Here is an 18742-nt window from a genome sequence, read left to right as displayed (position 1 = left end):
GCGGCTGCTTTGCGCTAGGATCGTCGGCAATGACTATCGGTGATACCTTGACCCGCGATCCGTTAACCGGACTGTTGAATTACGAATCGGCCCGGGACAGCTTGCACGGCTGGCTGTCCGGTTCAGGCGAAGGCCCGCAAATCCACGCCATGCTGGTGGGGTTGGGACGGTTCGATGCCGTCAACCTGGCGTATGGCGAGGCCGCCGGCGATGGCGCTCTGGCTGAAGTGGCCCAGCGACTGCTCCATTTCTCGCGCGACGAATTCGAATTGCAGGATTCGCTGGTATCGCGACTGGGTGGCGGGAAGTTTCTGCTGGTTGTTCGCGGAACGTGCAGCCGCGAACGCTGGCAGTGGCTGGCTGAAGCCCTAGCCGACGCGTTGAGCGGCTCGCTCTCGCCCAACGAGGCGGCACCGGCACTCAAGCTGTGGCCTAGGCTGGCGCTGATGCGCGCGGTTCCGGGGGATGACGCCGAGCTGATGCTCGACAGGCTCGCCGATGCGATGGGCGATATGCAGGGCAGCGTGGGGCGCCGGATCGGGTGGATCGACCGCGAGGCGGCGCCGGCTGGAACCAGCGGTGCCCGATTGGAAGCGGATTTGCTGAAAGCGCTGGCAGGCAAGCAAATCCATCTGTGTTTCCAGCCCCAGTTCGATGCCTCCGGAAGGATCGCGGGGGCGGAGGCGCTGGCACGCTGGGACCATCCGGAACTGGGCCGGATCGGTGCGGGGACATTGTTCGCGATTGCCGAAAGGACGGATCAGACGGCCGCTCTCTCGCGCGCGATCGCGGAAATGGCCTTGGCGGCAGCCACCGAGTGGCCCGATGGGCTGGATTTGTCGCTCAACATCACTTCCGCCGACCTGGCTGTGCCCGATCTTGCGCGGTCGTTGCTCGAACTCGCCGACCGCGCAGGCTTCTCGCCCGAACGCCTGATCCTGGAAATCACCGAGCAGGTGCTGGTGACCGATCTCGAGCTGGCTGCGGACACGCTCGCCATGCTCCGCGCGGCGGGCGCGCGCATCGCGCTCGACGATTTCGGGGCGGGCTTCTGCAACTTCCGGTACCTGAAGGTCCTGCCGCTCGACTATCTCAAGCTCGATCAGGCGATGGTGGAGGGGATTGGCGAGGACCCACGCGATCTGGCAGTGCTGCGCGGTATCGTGGCCATGGCGGGCGCGCTCGACATTGCGGTAATCGCGGAAGGTGTGGAATCCGAGCTTCAACGCGATCTCGTGATGGCGGAGGGATGTCTGAAATGGCAGGGCTTCCTCGGGGCCAAACCGCTGCCGCCGGGCCAGTTTATCGCATTGGCCGCGGGTAATGGTTAGGCCGGGACATCGTCTTTCTTTCTCACCTTGCGCGCAATACCACTCAACCCCTTGGTCAGTTGAAACAGCCCGTTGAGGCGGCTCTGCGGGTCGCCCCATGCGCGATTGATGACCAGCTTCATATCGGGGCGTAACCGCGCGCTGTCCTTCAGCCGGTCGACATAGGCGACGAGGCCAGGGCCGTCGGGGAAATCGTCGTTGTGGAAGGTGACCAGCGTGCCGCGTGCGCCGACATCGATTTTGGCGATATTAGCATCGATCGCCTGGTGCTTGATTTCGATCAGGCGGATAAGGTTCTTGGTCGGCTGCGGAAGCTCGCCGAAGCGGTCGATCATCTCGGCCGCCATCGCTTCGATCTCACCCTTGTTCTCCGCCTGGTTCAGGCGGCGATAGAGCGCCATGCGCACCGTCAGATCGGGCACATAGTCGTCGGGGATCATGATCGGGGCATCGACGGTAATCTGCGGGCTTAGGTCCCGATTGTCGCGCTCTAGCCCGGCATCGCCCGCCTTCGCGGCGAGAATCGCGTCCTCCAGCATCGACTGATAGAGCTCGAAACCTACTTCGCGGATATGGCCGGACTGCTCGTCGCCCAGCAGATTGCCCGCACCGCGAATATCGAGGTCGTGGCTGGCAAGCTGGAACCCTGCGCCGAGGCTGTCGAGGTCGCCCAGCACCTTTAGCCGCTTCTCGGCGACTTCGGAGAGGGCAACGTCCTTCTCATGCGTGAGATAGGCGTAGGCGCGTAGCTTGGATCGACCGACACGACCGCGCAGCTGGTAAAGCTGTGCAAGTCCGAAGATATCGGCACGATGTATGATGATGGTGTTGGCGCTCGGCAGGTCGAGTCCGGATTCGACGATCGTGGTCGAGAGAAGCACGTCGTATTGCCGTTCGTAGAACGCGCTCATGCGCTCTTCGATCTCGCCTGCGCCCATCTGGCCGTGCGCGGTAACGAACTTCACCTCGGGAACGGTCTCGCGCAGCCATTTCTCGATTCCCTCCATGTCGGAGATGCGCGGCACGACGATGAAGCTCTGCCCGCCGCGGTGATGCTCGCGCAGCAGCGCCTCGCGCATCACCATGTCGTCCCATTCCATCACGTAGGTACGGACCGCGAGCCGGTCGACCGGCGGGGTCTGGATGGTCGAAAGCTCGCGCAGACCCGACATCGCCATCTGCAGCGTGCGCGGGATCGGGGTGGCGGTGAGCGTCAGCATGTGCACGTCGGCGCGAAGCTGCTTCAGCTTCTCCTTGTGCGTCACGCCGAAGCGCTGTTCCTCGTCGACGATGACCAAGCCGAGGTCCTTGAACTCGGTCGATTTCGACAGGATCGCGTGGGTGCCGACGACGATATCGACATCGCCCTTCGTCAAACCGGTGCGCGTGTCGCTCATCTCCTTCGAGGGAACGAGGCGGCTGAGGCGACCGATCTTCAGCGGGAAGCCGGCGAAGCGTTCGGTGAAGTTCTGATAATGCTGGCGTGCCAGGAGGGTGGTAGGCGCGACCACCGCCACCTGCTGACCGTTCATCGCCGCGACGAAGGCGGCGCGTAGCGCGACCTCGGTCTTGCCGAAGCCGACATCGCCGCAGACCAGACGGTCCATCGGACTGCCGGTTTCGAGATCGCGCAGCACGTCCTCGATGGCGCGGTCCTGATCGTCGGTTTCCTCCCATGGGAAGCGGTCGACGAACTGGTTGTAGGCGGCCTCGTCGGGTTCGAGCACGGGCGCTTTCTTCAGCGAGCGCTCGGCGGCGGTCTTCATCAGCTCGCCCGCGATGGCGGTGATCCGCTCCTTCAGCCGCGCACGCCGCTTCTGCCACGCCTCTCCGCCCAGGCGATCGAGATGGACGGCATCTTCCGAAGAGCCGTAGCGGCTGAGCACGTCGATATTCTCGACCGGGATGTAGAGCTTGTCGCCATCGCGGTATTCCAGCATCACGCAATCGTGCTGGCTCTTGCCGACCGGAATGGGTTCGAGGCCGAGATATTTGCCGATGCCATGCTCGGTATGGACCACCAGATCGCCGCGGTTGAGCGTTTGGAGCTCCGCCAGAAAAGCGTCGGAATCCTTACGCTTGCGCCGCCTTCTTACCAGCCGGTCACCAAGCAGGTCCTGCTCGGTGACGATTTCCAACTCGTCGTTCGCGAAGCCGGTTTCTAGGGGCAGGATCGCGGCTGTCGGCTTGCCTTTCGCGGCTTTGCCAAGCGTGTCCTGCCAGTTTTCGCCAAGGGTCACGTCAAGACCAGCTTCGGATAGGATCGAAGCAATGCGTGCCCGGCTACCGGTCGAATAGGCGGCGACGATCGGGCGTTTGCCCTCGTTTCCGAGGGCCTTCAAATGCGCGGCGGCAGCTTCGTACACATTCTCGCCGCGGGCGCGCTCGGCAGCGAAGTCGCGCGCCGAGGTGAAGCCGAAATCGATTACGCCCCTGCTTTCCGGCTCGGCAAAGATGCTGGTGCGGTGGATCGGTGCCTCGCCCTGCGCCGCGCTCCATTCGCCGTCCGCTAAGTAGAGCGCGTCGGCATCGAGCGGGCGGTAGCTGCCCTTGGCCTGTCCGCCGGTTTCGCCGCGCTGACGGTGGTAGTCGGCGATGTCGCGAAACCGCTCCTCCACGGCCTGCTGCGCACCTGAGTCCATCACCAGAACGTCGCTGTCGGACAGGTGATCGAACAGTGTCGCCAGCTTCTCCTCGAACAGCGGAAGCCAATGCTCCATGCCCGCCATCCGGCGACCTTCGCTGACCGCTTCATAAAGCGGGTCCTGCGTGGCATTGGCACCGAACCGCTCACGGTAGCGCGTGCGGAAGCGCTTGATCGTGGTATCGTCGAGCAACGCCTCGCTAGCGGGCAGCAGGAGGAAGGAATCGAGCGTCCCGGTGGTGCGCTGCGTACTGGGATCGAACAGCCGCAGCGATTCGAGTTCGTCGCCGAAGAAGTCGAGCCGGAGACCGGATTCCAGGCCCGAGGGGTAGATGTCGAAGATCGATCCGCGCACCGCGAACTCGCCCGCGTCGATCACCGTGTCGGAACGGGTATAGCCCTGACGCGTCAACAGCGCGGTCAGGCTTTCGTGCCCTATCTCCACGCCGGGTTTCAGCTCGCGCACCGCCTCGCGAATGCGGAACGGGGTGAGCACGCGCTGCAGGACCGCGTTGGCGGTCGTGACAAGAAGTTGCGATCCGCTCTTGCCCGCCTGCAAGCGGTGCAGAGCCGAGAGTCTTCGCGCGCTGATCGACAGGGCGGGACTGGCGCGATCATAGGGAAGGCAATCCCAAGCAGGAAACTCGATGACCTCCAGTTCGGGCGCGAAGTAGCGTGCGGCGTCCGATACCGCGCGCATTGCGCCGTCGTCCGGAGCGATGAAGACGGCGCGCCCCTTAGCGGCCCGGGCGAGATCGCCCAGCACCAGCGGTTGCGCACCGCGCGCGATGGAGGCGAGGGTGAGCGGCTGCTTGGCCGCGAGAATCTTGGAAAGGTCGGGCATCGGTCAGGTCACAGAGTGTGGGAAGACGCGGCAGGTTCCCGCGCATCGTCGGCAGATAGTGAGCAGGCGCGTCTCTTGCAAAGCCTGTCGCCGTTACATCTCTACGTAATCGAGGCGCTGCATCGCTTCCATCAGCGCGCCTTTCAATTCGGGCGGCACGGATTGCGTCTTCAGCGCCCACGCCATGATGTCGACATCGTCTTCGTCCAGCAGCGCTTCGAACCAGATGAGTTCAGGTTCCCCCCAACCTTCGGCGTAACGGGAGAAGAAGCCCCCGATCATGAAATCCGCCTCCCGCGTGCCACGGTGCCAGGACCGGAATTTTGCGCGCGCGAAACGGGTGGCGAGGGTGGGCTGTTCGGTCATGCGGGTTCCTCTAGCGAGCACCTCCCGTCTCGTCATCCCGGCAGATGATGATAGAGCGGGTCCGATCATGCGCCGACCCGATACCCTCAATCCGCTGTTCGCCGAGGTCGAAACGCTCGACGGTGTAGGGCCGAAGCTGAAGAAGCCGCTCGACCGCCTGGGCCTCGAGCGTGTGCGCGATGTCGCATACCATCTCCCGGAACGCTTCGTAACGCGCCGACTGGTCGATAATCTCGACGAAGCGGGGGAGGGGGAGCAGATCGTGGTACGTCTGACCCCGATCGAGCACCGTTCCAGCCGCAACCAGCGCGGGCCGTACCGTGTGCTGGCGCAGGACGCGGTCGGCAATGTGTTGGCGCTGACCTATTTCGGGCGTGCTTCCTATACCGCGAAGAAACAGCTGCCGGTCGGTGAAACCCGCTGGGTGGCGGGGAAGCTGGAGCGCTATGGCGACATGCTCCAGATCGTGCATCCCGACCATGTGCTGGAGGAAGGCGGGACCGGGCTGCAGCGGCTGTGCGAGCCGGTCTATTCGCTGGCGGAAGGGCTGACGCAGCCGAAGGTCGCTTCGCTCGTGGCCCAAGCGATGGCGCTGTTGCCCGAGCTGCCCGAATGGATCGAACCGAGCCAGTTCGAGCGCGCGGGCTGGCCGACCTGGTCCGACGCGCTGAAGCTGGCGCATCGGGCGGAAAACGCCTCCGCGCGCGACCGGTTGGCTTATGACGAACTGCTCGCGAACAGCCTCGCCCTGATGCTGGTCCGGGCCGACAACCGCGCCCGCAAGGGCCGGGCACTGGTGGGCGACGGCGGACTCCGGGGAAAGCTACAACTGCCGTTTCCGCTTACCGGCGCGCAGCAACGCTCGATCGGGGAGATCGAGGGCGACATGGCGCAGGAGGCGCCGATGCTTCGGTTGCTGCAGGGCGATGTGGGGGCGGGCAAGACCGTGGTCGCGCTCGAAGCGATGCTGGTCGCGGTGGAGGCCGGAGCGCAGGCGGCGATGCTGGCCCCGACCGAACTGCTCGCGCGCCAGCATTTCGAGACTTTGCGCGCGATGGCCCGCCCGACCGGTGTCGAGATCGCCTTGCTCACCGGGCGTGACAAGGGGAGGGCGCGCGAAAGCATCCTGATGGGCCTGCTCGATGGCAGCATCGACATCGTCGTCGGCACCCACGCCATCTTTCAGGATAGCGTGGCGTACAAGGATTTGGGGCTGATCGTGATCGACGAGCAGCACCGGTTCGGCGTCGCCCAGCGGCTGATGCTGGCGAAGAAGGGGCGGCGCGCGCCCCATACGCTGGCGATGACCGCGACGCCAATCCCGCGCACGCTCACGCTCGCCAATTACGGCGAGATGGATGTCAGTCGGCTCGACGAACTTCCTCCAGGGCGACAGGCGATCGACACGCGGGTGGTCGGGCAGGACCGGCTGGTCGACGTCGTGGAAGGGATCGGACGGCATATCGGCGGGGGGCAGCAGGCATATTGGGTCTGCCCGATGGTGCGCGAGGCCGATGGACAGACCGACGACATTGCTGCGGCGGAGGCACGCTATGCTGCGTTACGGGAGCGGTTCGGCGACACGGTGGTGCTGGTTCACGGCCAGCTTGCGCCCGAGATGAAGGATGCGGCGATGGCTCGCTTCGCGTCCGGCGAGGCGAAGCTGCTGGTGGCGACGACGGTGATCGAGGTCGGCGTCGACGTGCCTGCCGCGACCCTCATGGTGATCGAGCAGGCTGAGCGATTCGGTCTTGCCCAGCTGCATCAATTGCGCGGGCGGGTGGGCCGCGGATCGGAGAAGTCCGTGTGCCTGCTACTGCGCGGAGAACAGTTGTCGGAGACGGGGCGCGCAAGACTGGCGCTCATGCGGGAAACGCAGGACGGGTTCAGAATCGCGGAAGAGGACCTCGAATTGCGCGGGGGCGGCGAATTGCTGGGCACTCGGCAATCGGGGGATACTCCTTTTCGTATTGCCGATCTCGAGCAAATCCAGCGTTTGTTACCCGCCGCTCACGACGACGCGCGGTTGCTGGTGGAGCGCGATGGTGGCTTGTTTTCCCCGCGCGGGGAGGCGGCGCGCATACTGCTCTACCTGCTGGAGCGCGACTACGGCGTTCAGCTGTTACGCGGCGGCTGACGTCGCGATGCCGTGCGCTTCGGCGATCGCCTGCGCGATGCGCTGGCTGGCCTGTCCGTCTCCATAGGGGTTATGCGCCTGTGCCATCGCCGGGTAGGCGCCGGGATCGTCAAGAAGGCGCGTCGCCTCCTCCACAATCCGGGATCGGTCCGTGCCGACCAGCTTTGACGTGCCGGCCGCCATACCTTCCGGTCGTTCGGTCGTATCGCGCATGACCAGCACCGGTTTGCCGAGGCTGGGGGCCTCTTCCTGCACGCCGCCGCTGTCGGTCAGGATCAGATCGGCCATGGCCATCAGGCGGACGAAATGCGGGTAGTCGAGCGGCTCGATCAGCGCGACGTTGCGCAGGCCCCCGAGTGCCCGCTCCATCACCGGGCGAACGTTGGGATTGGGGTGGACGGGGAATATCACGGCCACTTCCTCGCGCCCGGCCAGGTCACCCAGCGCCGCGGCGATGCTTTCCATACCCAGCCCGAAGTTCTCGCGCCGATGGGCGGTCACCGCGACGATCCGCTTCCCGGCGAAGCGGTTGGCCAGGTCATCGAGCCCACTCGCTAGCGAAGGGTCATGGATTATCTCGCGATGGGTCGCAAGCAGCGCATCGATGACAGTGTTTCCGGTCAGATGGATGGCCTGTTCGGGAACGTTTTCGGCGCGGAGGGCCGCAGCCGCGCTCTCGGTCGGTGCAAAATGGAGATCGCAGATTGTGCCCGCGACCTTTCGGTTTCCTTCCTCTGGCCATGGCGAATAGATATCGCCGCTGCGCAGGCCCGCCTCGACATGCCCGACCGGGATCTGCCGGAAATAGCTCGACAGCGTCACCATCATCGTCGTCAGCGTATCGCCGTGAACCAACACTCGGTCCGGCCGCCATTCATCAAGCACAGCGCCATATTCGGTGAGAATGCGCACCGACAGCGCGTCCAGCGATTGGCCCGGCTGCATCAGATCGAGATCGATATCCGGCTCGATCCGAAAGATCCGGAGGACCTGATCGAGCATTTCGCGATGCTGCGCCGTTACCGCGACACGCACGTCCATGCCGCCTTGCGCCCGCAACGCATGGACCACCGGGGCCATCTTGATCGCTTCGGGTCGCGTGCCGAAGCTAACCAGGATGCGCGGGCTTGTCTTGGCAGGGGTGGCGGTCACTAAACCTCGTATCAGCGCGGCCACATGCCGCGGGTGTCGTATATCATGTTCCCTTCGCTCAGGAAGCGCGGAGCCTTGCGGAATGCATCGTGGGCCACCAGCACGGCGACGAGTTCCGCCTCGCGCATCGCTTCCTCGAAAAAAACCAGCCGCGCGCCGTGCGTATCGAACCTGCCGGAAAGATCGTCGGCAAAGGGCTTGACCACCAGCATGCAATTGCCGTGTTCGGGGGCGAGCGCCTGCCCGATCGCCAGGGCGGGGCTCTCCCGGAAATCGCCGATGTTCGCTTGAACGCCAGCACAAGGATGGCGATCTTCGCGTCGGGCATCGCCTGGTGCATAGCGGAAAGGCGCGCGAGCACATCCAGTGCCTTACCGTCATTCGACCACCCTGTGCACCACATCCACGCCGCGCACCCGCATTCCCGAATGACAAATCGCGGCGTAATAGGCAGGCTGATATAGCCGAACCCGATCATCGCTACCTCGAATGTCTCTGCGCTGTCTGGCGCGGTGGGAGTTTCCTCGCGCGTGTCTGAAGAATGCCGATCCGGTGCATAGTCCGCCCTTCCTGGCTTTCGCGGTAACCGTTAGGATGGGAAGTTTCAGAAATCGTTGGCAACAGGCTTTCTGATGGCGAGAGCAGGTCGGCGAAGCCTTCTCCAGCGTTTCTCGGCCATGCGACTGGGAACGCATCGAAGCGCGATTTAGAGACGAGCCGCGAAATGCCCGGGAAGCGGAGTTGAACGTGTCGTCTAAGCTGGCTGAATGGCTCCACAAGACAGCGAATTTGCCGATCGGCTTTTGAACGACGACCGCATTTGGTCGAAACCCTGCTGCGAACCGGGCGAAACGTGCGGGCAATCGACAATTTCGCGACAGGATACTCCCGCAATACTGAAGAAGCTGTCGCAGCGTGAGGCGAGGGTGCAGCGGAACGGCTGGAGCTCGTGGAAGCGGATATACTGGACGTGGCGGCCTGCAGGTCCGCTTGTGAAGGCGTAGGGCATGTCCTGCATCAGGCCGCCCTCGGGTCCGTCCCGCGTTCGATTGCCGAGCCCACCGTTTCCAACGATGTGAATGTCGGCGGCTTCGTCAACATGCTAGAAGCGGCGCGGCTAGCGGGAGGAAGCAGCTTCACTTATGCCGCCTCGAGCTCAACCTACGGGGACGATCCGGCATTGCCCAAGGTCGAGGACGTTATCGGGAAACCGTTGTCTCCCTATGCGGTCAGGAAGCTTGTCAATGAGCAGTACGCGGAAGTCTACCGGCGTGTTTACGAGTTTAGGGCCACGGGACTTCGCTATTTCAACGTCTTCGGTCCGCGCCAGGACCCGAACGGCGCCTATGCGGCGGTCATCCCCCTCTGGACGGCGGCCATGATCAAGGGTGAGGACGTTGTGGTAAACGGCGATGGCGAGACGAGTCGGGATTTCTGCTATATCGCGAACACCGTGCAGACGAATTTGCGCGCGGCCCTTGCGGCGCAGGAGGCTCGCGGAGATGTTTACAACGTTGCCCTAGGCGACCGGACCACACTGAACGAATTGTTCGAGGTTATCCGTCACTCGCTGGAACGACGTTAGATATCGTATCGAAAGAGCCCTGCCTATGGACCCTTGCGCGGAAGGGACTTGCGCGACAGCCAGGGGTCAATTGACAAGGCACGTTAATCCCTAGGCTATGTTCCCACACATCGCGTAAGCGAGGGATAGAGGAGGCGATGGACTGTTATATCGATTTCGTCGGCCGCTCGGGATGAGCCTCAGCCAGACTGGATGGTTTCGATGGGGACGGCATGCAATGTTCGCTCTCGCTGCGGCTGGGCTGGGCGCGGGAGTCGGAGCAATCGTATGGGCTCTGACACCGGTCCGCTATATCGCAGCCGCACAGGTCGGTTTTCCGACGGACGTTGGAGCGACCGGCGTTCGATCCGATCCCCATTCCGAACGTTTGAGCGCGACCTTATCCGAGATCGTTCGCTCTCCTGGCTTCGCGCGACGCATCCTGGAATCCGGAGCGCTGCCGGACGAGGCTACCACCGAGCAAATTCGCGAGCGGATGGATGCGCAGGTCGGACCACCGGGCTTGCTGCGCGTGATTTACGAGGCGCCAAATCAGAGGACGGCCCTAGCCGGGGCGAACGCGATCGCGCGAGTGCTCGTCGCGGACGAGGTGGCCCGGCGCCGAAGGGCGATCGTGAAGCGACTGCACACCGTTGAGTCTTCTATCAAGGCGATCGCTCCCGTGTCTCGAGAGTTGGAGAAAGAGAAAACGGAAGGAGCGGGTACTTCTAATTCGATTGATGGCGAGGAAGTTCCGAAGGGCGACTACGGCGGCTTGCTTGATGTTATTGAAATACAGCGGCAATATCTGAATGCCCGCATAGCTCGGATTGCTGCAGACGAGGCCGCGCGAAGCGAAGAAGATCCGATGTCGGTTCGTCCTGCGGTGACGAAGCTCGAACAGGAGCTAGCGTTTTTGGATGGGCGGCGCTCCCTCCTTGCGGAAAATTTCTCTCCCGAATATCCCGAGCTTGGCCGCTTGGACCAACGGATTGGGGAGATACGCAATCAGCTTGCCTCTCTACGAGGGGCTGCGCATTTGGAAATGGTGGACGAGGCGAATGCTGCTCGTTCCTTGGAACTGGATTTGAAGGCAAAACTCGATCGCGCATTGGCGCAGACGCGATCGGACGATCAGGTTCTTAAGACCGGGGTTGATCTAGGTTCGCCTCGAACGCTTCGGCTGGCGCAGCTTGAACAGAGCAGGCGGGACTTGATCGCGGATGATGCCAGGGAGACTGGGCCTGCCCTAGTGCACCCCGCCACCTTGCCAACCGCGCCAACGCGCGCACCCCTAGCGGTCTTCCTTACAATCGGTGCCCTTCTTGCGGCTTCCTTGGCCGAGGCGCTCCTCTGGCTACGGGTTTTTGGTCGAACTGCGCAAAGCACTGTTCCCAAGAGCGAACGAAGATCTTACAGGCACCCGGTATGACGAAGAGGGAGGGAAGTTTGCGCCATTCGGCGAGGTCGACCCGGGAGAGACCGGCCGCCTTTGCGAGCTTCGTGTTCGTGGCGTTCGCGGTGGTCGTCGCGCTGGCCGGGGGCAGTTCGCGATTCGACATGGTGCAGAACGTCGTCCTTCTGCCCGTAGGCGTCCTAGCAGCAGCCCTCGCCTGGACTCAGACGCGTGGTGTTGACTGGCGCACACTTGGCTGGCCCTTGGCGCTGTTGGTACTTCTCGCCCTATGGATTTTCCTCCAGTTGGTTCCGTTGCCTCACAGCCTGTGGGCCTCTTTGCCGGGGCATTCTGCACCTGCGGCGGTCGATGCTGCGCTGTCGCTCGATCCCGCGCGTCCGCTTACTCTATCTCCAGAGCGGACGCTGAACGATTTCTTCTCTCTCGGCGTTCCTATCGCTGCGGTTCTGCTGTTTGTCGCGCTGCGGCGATATGCTGTTGGCTTCGCGTTCACCGCAGTGGTAGCGATCGCTACTTCCAACGCGCTGCTTGCTGTGTTGCAGATATTGAGCGGCGGTAACCGGGCGTTGTATTTTTACCGGCTGACCAGCACGGGAACGCCTGTGGGCCTGTTTGCGAACCCCAATCATGCGGCGGTATTGAACACGCTAGTAATGGTCGCAGTTGCAGTGGCAATCGCCATCATGCCAGCGGAGCCGAAATATCGGATCCGCAAGATCGTTCTCGGCGCAATCTACATTCTGCTCTTGCTCGCAGCGATAGCTGGTACGTCGCGCGCTGGCTTCCTGACTGCGCTATTGGCGGTCCTTGCTACTTGCGCAATTTTTTCGCGTCCGTTCTTGCAGCGGCGGGTCGGAAGCGGTGGGAAGAAAGGGCGGGTTGTTGTAGGAATTGGTGCGATAGTACTGATCCTATTGCTAGGCGCGTTCATTCTGACCGGTCGTGCACCTGCGCTGGAACAACTTACGGGGCAAGACGCCCTTGGAGACATTCGCTTCCTGGTTACTCCGACCCTGTTGGAGATGATTAGGAGCTATTTTCCTTTCGGGTCTGGGTTCGGTACGTTTCAGAATGTCTATTATGTCGCCGAAAGCTCTCAGATGCTGATGCCACGGTATCTGAACAACGCTCACAACGACTGGTTGCAACTTGCGATCGAAGGCGGACTGCCCGCTTTGCTTCTGCTCGTAGGACTTTTGACTGTCCTGGGCAGGGAGATGCTCCGCCTGTGGCGTGAACGGGCGCCGTCGGCGGTTGCACTTGTAGTAGGGGGGGGCGCCGGGCTTCTGCTCGTGGCGCTCGCGAGTTATGTGGATTATCCGCTGCGTACCCCCATCTTTCAAGTCGTGTGCGTGTGGCTGGTGTGTTTGCTCCTGACCAGTGCGCGCGGACCATCCCACGAGAGCGATGCTGACCACCTATCTGGGTTTCCAAACTATTCTCGCCATCATATGGCCGTACGAACTTAGCAGCAGGCTGGCATGAAAGCTCTTACGAAATACATTTTCACAGTTGTCGTAGCGGTGGCGCTAGTCGGGTGCGCGACCGATCGAACATACGGCGGTGCTCCTGGAGTTGAGGTGACGAACCTCACCGAACTACCGCTCCCCTCGGAAACCATCCGTTTTGCGCTTCACCCGCTTGATCAGGTCGAAGTCAATGTCGTTCAGGATACTTCGGTCTCCGGAACGTATCAGGTAGATGAGAACGGAAATATTGACTTTCCGTATGTGGGCCTCGTGCCAGCTAGTGGGTTAACTCCAAACCAGTTTGCTTCCAGTTTGACCTCGCGCTTGTCGCCTTCCTTCATTCGTAATCCGTCGGTAACGGTACGGCCCGTGACGGGGTCCGAACCCACAATATCGATTGGCGGCGAGGTCGCCAAACCGGGTTCCGTGCCGATACGGTCGTCCGCAACGCTTATGCGCGCGATAAACGTTGCTGGTGGCACTACTGAATACGCTAAAAAGGATGATGTTCTGATTTTTCGCCAAGTCGACGATCAACGCTATATCGGCATCTACAACCTGGAGGGCATTCAGCGTGGGAATTATGCAGATCCCGTGCTTGCACCGGGAGATGTTGTGATGGTGGGCGATTCTCCGGCGCGTAGGCGCTTCGACAAGTTTCTGCAGTATTTCGGCCTGCTTTCGACCAGTGTGATCCTGCTCGATCGCGCACGGCGCATTTCCAACTAAGGTTCGCATAATGGCTACCCGTTTTCCTGTCGCGGATGGCGATGAGCGAGTCGGTTCGATCGACGAACCTCAAGCCGATCCTTTGATCGATTTCGAGCGGCTCTATCGTCGCGCGATCGAAAACAGGTATTGGTTGATTGGCCTTATCGCTGGCTTCCTTGTCCTGGGCCTTGTCGCGACGCTAGTACAAACGCCCATGTACCGCGCCGCAAGTCGCATCGAGATAAGTCGCGTCGATACCGGCGGGACTGAACTGGAAGGTGCGGAGGTCAAGAGCGAAGAGCGCGACATGCTCTATTACCAGACCCAGTACGAGCTTCTGAAGTCGCGCTTTCTCGCCGAACGAGCTGTCGAAGAAGGCGATCTGACGCAGAACCCAGAATTTCGCCAAGCGTATGATATTGCCGAAGATGCGGAGCTGTCGGTTGAGCAAGCAGCAAGCATCGCTCGGGATGCGATCACCATCGAACCACTGCAGGGGTCGACCCTAGTAGATATACAAGCTTCAACGCCTTCTCCATCCCTGTCGGCTTTCCTCGCGAATCTGTGGGCTGAACAGTATCTGGATGCCAACTATGAGAAGCGGTTCGGCAACACCGCGATGGCCAGAGAGCAGCTGGAAAGGCAGCTGTCCGAACAGCGGGCGCGGTTGGAGCAGTCGGAAGCGGCTCTCAACAGTTACGCGAACCGGAATCAGCTCGTCGTTATCGAAAGTCGGGCGGACGATGGTGGAACGAGCCGCCAGACGCTCGTCTCGCAGGAACTTGGGGCGCTGTCCCAAGCGCTAGGTCAGGCTACGAGCCGTCGGATCGCCGCGGAAAGTGCCATGAGCGCGGGTCCCGGTGCGGGTTCCGATGGGGGAGCCGCGGCGCTTCGCAGCGCCCTGTCCCAGAAACAAGCAGAACTGGCAAACTTGAACGCTACGCTCGGGCCAGACAATCCGAAGGTCAAGGCTGCACGAGCCGAGATCGAATCTTTGCGGAACTCTCTTGGTAACGCCGGTAGCGTCGAGCGCAGCCTGCGTCAGGCAGAGTACCGCAAAGCGCTTAGGGAAGAGCAGGGCCTTCGCGAACAGTACGATGCCGCGAAATCTCGTTTTCTCACGCAGCAGGACCAGGGTGTGGAATATGGGATACTGGAACGCGAAGTTAATACGAACCGCGAGCTTTATAATGCCTTGCTCGGCAGGTACAAAGAACTTGGTGTCGTAGGGACCGGCACCAACAACGTGACGTTGATTGAACGAGCGCTTCGGCCAGTTTCGCCGTATTCGCCCTCGTTGATTTTGAACCTTCTGATCGCTCTGGTTCTCGGTCTTTTGACCGCTGCGGGCGCAGTTTACATACTCGATTTGGCAGATCGAACTATACGCGATCCCGCTGACGTCAAACGGGAGTTCGACCTTGCTGTGCTTGGCCTGATCCCTTCGATCGATACCGACGACATAGGCGAGGAACTGACGAACCCGTATTCCGCACTTTCGGAGGCATATTCGTCAGTCCGTACATCGGTAGGCTATGCCATGGATATCGACGGTCCGATCAGTCTCTTGGTGACCAGTACCCGTCCGGGCGAGGGGAAGACGCTATCGTCCCTTGCGATCGCCAAGGTTATGGCGCGAACGGGTAAAAAGGTTGTACTCATCGATTTCGATCTCAGGCGAATGGGGCTTTCGGACATGCTCGGCGCGCGATCGGCGCGCGACGGATTAAGCAAGTTTCTTGCTGGCGCTGTTGATGCTCCCACCATCGTCCGCGATGAACGCTATGGACTGGATTTCATCCCAGCGGGGCGGCCACCGAAGGATCCGGTTGAACTTCTCGCGGGACCGCGACCGAAAGGCTTCCTAGAGAAGCTCAAGGAAACCTACGACGTTATCGTAGTGGATGGCGGTCCTGTTCTGGGCCTCGCCGATGCTCCGGAGCTATCGCGTTCGGTGGATGGCGTCATTTATGTCGTACAGGCTAACGTAGGAACCAACCGTTCAGTGCGACATGCCCTCTCGCGCCTGCGCAGTGCACGCGCACCGATGCTGGGTGCCGTCGTCACACAACTCGACAGCCGAAACGAGGCCTACGGCTATGGCTATGGCTATGGCTATGGCTATGGTTACGGCCCAGACCGTGTTCCGGACGATGCCTGAAGTACGGAAATCGGTATCGGCGCGCGGCCTTTTGCTATCGGGCGCGGTGATAGCCCTTGGAGCTGTGTTGGCGTTTGCGGCGGGGGCCCAAACGGCTGGTCTGGTGTTAGCCAAAAGTGCGCCAGTTTTGGCCACACAGATTTCACCGATCAGCGCGTCTGCGAACGAGAACATCGCACGGTCGTTGGAACGAGCCGCGCTTGCTCCCGCTGGAACGGCGCAGCCTGTTTCCTCGGAGTTGCGGGGAAGGGCGGAAGGTTACGCAATAAGGGCGGCTCGATACGATCCGCTCGCAGTTGATGCTCAAGCTGTACTTGCGACCAGAATGCCCGTCGAAGCGAGACTCAAGGCAGTATTGGCGAGCAACGTTCTATCCCGTCGATCGAGCCTTCTAAACAGTGCTCTGTTGGAAGAATACCGCCGTACCGGTGACATCGCCGGGGTGCTACGCGTTTTGGATACGACGCTCCAGATTCGTCCTGGCTTGGCCCCGCAAATCATGCCCTTGATGGTGCAGTTGCTCAAACAACCCGGATCCGTGCGGGTATTCGGTGAAATCCTGTCCCAGCACCCTAAATGGGTCAACGCCTTTCTGCAGCGCGCCGCGGCTGATAGGTCAGTAGCTGACAAAATGGTGGCTTTGCGCACAATCCTCAATCGAGGTTCGACAATTACGCTGGAAACGGATCGGGACATAATGTCCGCTCTTATAAAGGCAGGACGTCTCGCAGACGCAGCGCGCATTTATAAGCTCGTCCGGCCGGATGGGGATTCTGCAGTAAGTGGCTCTGCTGACAGCCTTTCTTGGCGGAACGACTTGCCGCCGCTCGACTGGAAATTCGCTGACGAGCGCGGGCTTTATGCGCGCAACAGCGCGCGTGACCCGGATTTGAAAATTTCTGTCCGGCCGGGCTTCGGCGGGCAATTGGCGGAACGATCGCTTGCCCTGGGTGATGGAGTGCGCGGTCTGTTGCTGGAACACGACTTGCAACCGACAGACTCGCTATCATCGCTATCGCTGAAGGTGACATGCCTGACGAACGGCCAGACATTGGCCAAGTCCGATTTTGGTCCTTCTCCAATGCGCCTGCAGTTTAGGGCGTCGGGCCAGAACTGCCCTATAGCCCGTATAGCGATCGATGGGCGAGTTTGGTCGGACGGCCGCAGGGTGTCTGGCACCATCGCGCCGATAAAGGTAATTCGCTGAACTTTCCAAGGCCACCTTTCAGCGTGCACCGCGCCCGCTGAAAACCACCCCGACTGTTTTAAGTATAATCAAGGCATCAAGCCATAACGAGTAATTTTTAATATAATAAAAGTCGTATTGTAGCTTTGCGCCAACGGCGGTCGGGTCTGCAACGTGTCCCTGATTTACCTGAGCCCACCCCGTGATGCCAGGCCGGATGATATGTCGGTAGGCATAAAAATCCAGCTGCTGATAGTACCACTCGGACAGCGGCACCGCTTCAGGACGTGGACCGATTAGGCTCAGATCGCCCCTGATCACGTTCCACAGTTGCGGGAGTTCATCGATACGCGTTTTACGCAGGAACCTACCTAGACGCGTAATTCTTGGGTCGTTCGCTTTGGTAATGGCATCCTCTCGCTCACCGCTGCTTACGGACGGTTGTACCATCGTGCGAAGTTTGTAGATCGTGAACTGCTTCCCGCGAAAACCAACGCGCGTTTGCCGGAAAATAGCGCCACCCGGGCTTTCCAGTTTGATAGCGAGTCCTGCTACGGCAATGATCGGAAGGGCCGGAATGAGTGCGATCGTCGAAACGAGACGCTCGATGGCGCTCTTGAAAAAGAAATAAAACTCATTGGGTTTCAGGGTACCCACGCTGTTTTCGCTGAGATGGTCTATCCGGACCCGGCCCGTCAAAGATTCGCGCAGATGTTTCACGTGGTAGATCGTCGATCCATTGAGAGCTGCCGCCGCAATCGCACGCTCCCATTCTGGAGAAAGATCGGCATGTAGATCAGCAACAACTGTCGCTTTGCTACGGGTGATGACCGATGGATCGACGCACATGCTGTGCGAAATGCGAGGCAGCTCATTGAGCAGAGCGGTTACTTTGGGTGACGGAATCATCAGCAGCGGGGTTCGCTTAGCGCTGCGGACAAATACGTTAAACACGGCTGCAAGGCCAATGCATGTGGCGAAGCCGACCAAAATGAGAGAGAGACTGTACGGAAGCCGAAGCCATAAGAGCAACAGGGCCGAGATACCATACACTGGTAGAAACGCGGGCAGGAGGAAGGCGAACCGGCGCGCTCCTGGAAAAAGGCGCAGCTGACGATAATTCAACATGCTGATCGTGTTGGCAATGAGGGTTGTCACAATCGCATTACGCGCCGGGCTTTCGCCGAGCGGTACGCCGAGCAAAACCTGCCCGTAGATCAACTGTACCAACACGGCAAAGAGTACCGCGATCGGTAATTGGACGCGAAATCTATCTAGGAGCCCTTGATGCGCGAAATTGCGCTGATCGGAATAATCGACCGTATCCGGGCTGGCGGCCTCTGCGTCCAACCAGAGCGAAGCGTGAGACCCATCGAAGTCCGCCTGCGCTTGCTCCGTACCGGTATCGGAGAGATTTGACGGATCGGGTGGGGCCGCCCTGTTATGCACGATTTTGCTCACTACCAGTCCCATAGCTATGACCGCTCGGGCCCTGTAATATGGCAGGCGGTACGCATTACCCCACCTTTGCGTTCCTTCGTCCTGCCAGCCCCGAGTGCTTGACCCAAGGCGTCGGGCGGTATGGTGAAAGTGACGTTTGGTCAAGCGGATGCGCGTGGTGCAGAGTGTGTACCTTCCTATTGAGCCGCTTTTGCAGGACGACCCCGGCGCTTCCCTTGGCAGAGTTGATACAGTCCGGTAGCGGCGTCCCAGGCCTCTCACAGAAGGCTTACCAGAAACATCTTTTTCGAGTTTGGCGG

General features: G+C 61.0%; 13 protein-coding genes. 8 read left to right on the top strand and 5 right to left on the bottom strand.

Features of this window, described 5'->3' with window-relative positions:
- The first annotated feature begins 29 nt into the window (after positions 1 to 29).
- On the top strand, positions 30 to 1331 hold the full coding sequence (locus tag MKP08_RS11925) for a GGDEF domain-containing phosphodiesterase (RefSeq protein ID WP_241554013.1): 1302 nt from the start codon (positions 30 to 32) through the stop codon (positions 1329 to 1331).
- On the opposite strand, the gene mfd is transcribed toward MKP08_RS11925, so the two are convergent.
- Entirely contained in the window at positions 1328 to 4819 is a 3492-nt protein-coding gene (mfd, locus tag MKP08_RS11920; RefSeq protein WP_241554012.1) for a transcription-repair coupling factor, read from the bottom strand. The genes MKP08_RS11925 and mfd overlap by 4 nt on opposite strands.
- A gap of 93 nt (positions 4820 to 4912) precedes the next feature.
- Positions 4913 to 5185, bottom strand: coding sequence for a succinate dehydrogenase assembly factor 2 (locus MKP08_RS11915; protein ID WP_241554011.1), 273 nt, complete (start codon positions 5183 to 5185; stop codon positions 4913 to 4915).
- 67 nt (positions 5186 to 5252) lie between these two features.
- Between MKP08_RS11915 and recG the strand changes: the two genes are divergently transcribed.
- Positions 5253 to 7322: an ATP-dependent DNA helicase RecG gene (recG, locus tag MKP08_RS11910; protein WP_241554010.1), complete on the top strand. Its 2070-nt coding sequence runs from the start codon at positions 5253 to 5255 to the stop codon at positions 7320 to 7322.
- Here the strand turns inward: recG and wecB are convergent.
- Positions 7308 to 8474 carry a non-hydrolyzing UDP-N-acetylglucosamine 2-epimerase gene (gene wecB, locus MKP08_RS11905; protein WP_255750190.1) on the bottom strand — a complete coding sequence of 389 codons (1167 nt, stop codon included), beginning with the start codon at positions 8472 to 8474 and terminating at the stop codon, positions 7308 to 7310. The genes recG and wecB overlap by 15 nt on opposite strands.
- An 11-nt stretch (positions 8475 to 8485) precedes the next feature.
- Positions 8486 to 8755, bottom strand: a complete 270-nt coding sequence (locus tag MKP08_RS11900; protein ID WP_255750559.1) for a UDP binding domain-containing protein — start codon at positions 8753 to 8755, stop codon at positions 8486 to 8488.
- 659 nt (positions 8756 to 9414) lie between these two features.
- On the opposite strand from MKP08_RS11900, the gene MKP08_RS11895 reads away from it, so the two are divergent.
- The 6 genes from MKP08_RS11895 (at position 9415) to MKP08_RS11870 (ending at position 17003) form a co-directional block, all read left to right on the top strand.
- Entirely contained in the window at positions 9415 to 10059 is a 645-nt protein-coding gene (locus MKP08_RS11895) for an NAD-dependent epimerase/dehydratase family protein (protein ID WP_255750558.1), read from the top strand.
- Positions 10060 to 10276: 217 nt separating this feature from the next.
- Positions 10277 to 11470 carry a hypothetical protein gene (locus tag MKP08_RS11890; protein ID WP_241554009.1) on the top strand — a complete coding sequence of 398 codons (1194 nt, stop codon included), beginning with the start codon at positions 10277 to 10279 and terminating at the stop codon, positions 11468 to 11470.
- 71 nt (positions 11471 to 11541) lie between these two features.
- Positions 11542 to 12924, top strand: coding sequence for an O-antigen ligase family protein (locus MKP08_RS11885; protein WP_241554008.1), 1383 nt, complete (start codon positions 11542 to 11544; stop codon positions 12922 to 12924).
- Between the two features lie 12 nt (positions 12925 to 12936).
- Positions 12937 to 13653, top strand: coding sequence for a polysaccharide biosynthesis/export family protein (locus tag MKP08_RS11880; protein WP_241554007.1), 717 nt, complete (start codon positions 12937 to 12939; stop codon positions 13651 to 13653).
- A gap of 10 nt (positions 13654 to 13663) precedes the next feature.
- Positions 13664 to 15796, top strand: a complete 2133-nt coding sequence (locus tag MKP08_RS11875; protein ID WP_241554006.1) for a polysaccharide biosynthesis tyrosine autokinase — start codon at positions 13664 to 13666, stop codon at positions 15794 to 15796.
- Positions 15753 to 17003 carry a hypothetical protein gene (locus tag MKP08_RS11870; RefSeq protein WP_241554005.1) on the top strand — a complete coding sequence of 417 codons (1251 nt, stop codon included), beginning with the start codon at positions 15753 to 15755 and terminating at the stop codon, positions 17001 to 17003. Before MKP08_RS11875 ends, MKP08_RS11870 begins: the two co-directional genes overlap by 44 nt.
- Before the next feature lie 18 nt (positions 17004 to 17021).
- Here MKP08_RS11870 and MKP08_RS14445 read toward each other — a convergent pair whose 3' ends face one another.
- Positions 17022 to 18443 carry a sugar transferase gene (locus MKP08_RS14445; protein ID WP_241554004.1) on the bottom strand — a complete coding sequence of 474 codons (1422 nt, stop codon included), beginning with the start codon at positions 18441 to 18443 and terminating at the stop codon, positions 17022 to 17024.
- Between the last annotated feature and the right edge of the window lie 299 nt (positions 18444 to 18742).

Source organism: Erythrobacter sp. LQ02-29, from assembly GCF_022576075.2.
Lineage (GTDB): Bacteria > Pseudomonadota > Alphaproteobacteria > Sphingomonadales > Sphingomonadaceae > Alteriqipengyuania.
The sequence above is the reverse complement of the archived record's forward strand: the minus strand, read 5'-3'. Positions and strand labels throughout refer to the sequence as shown.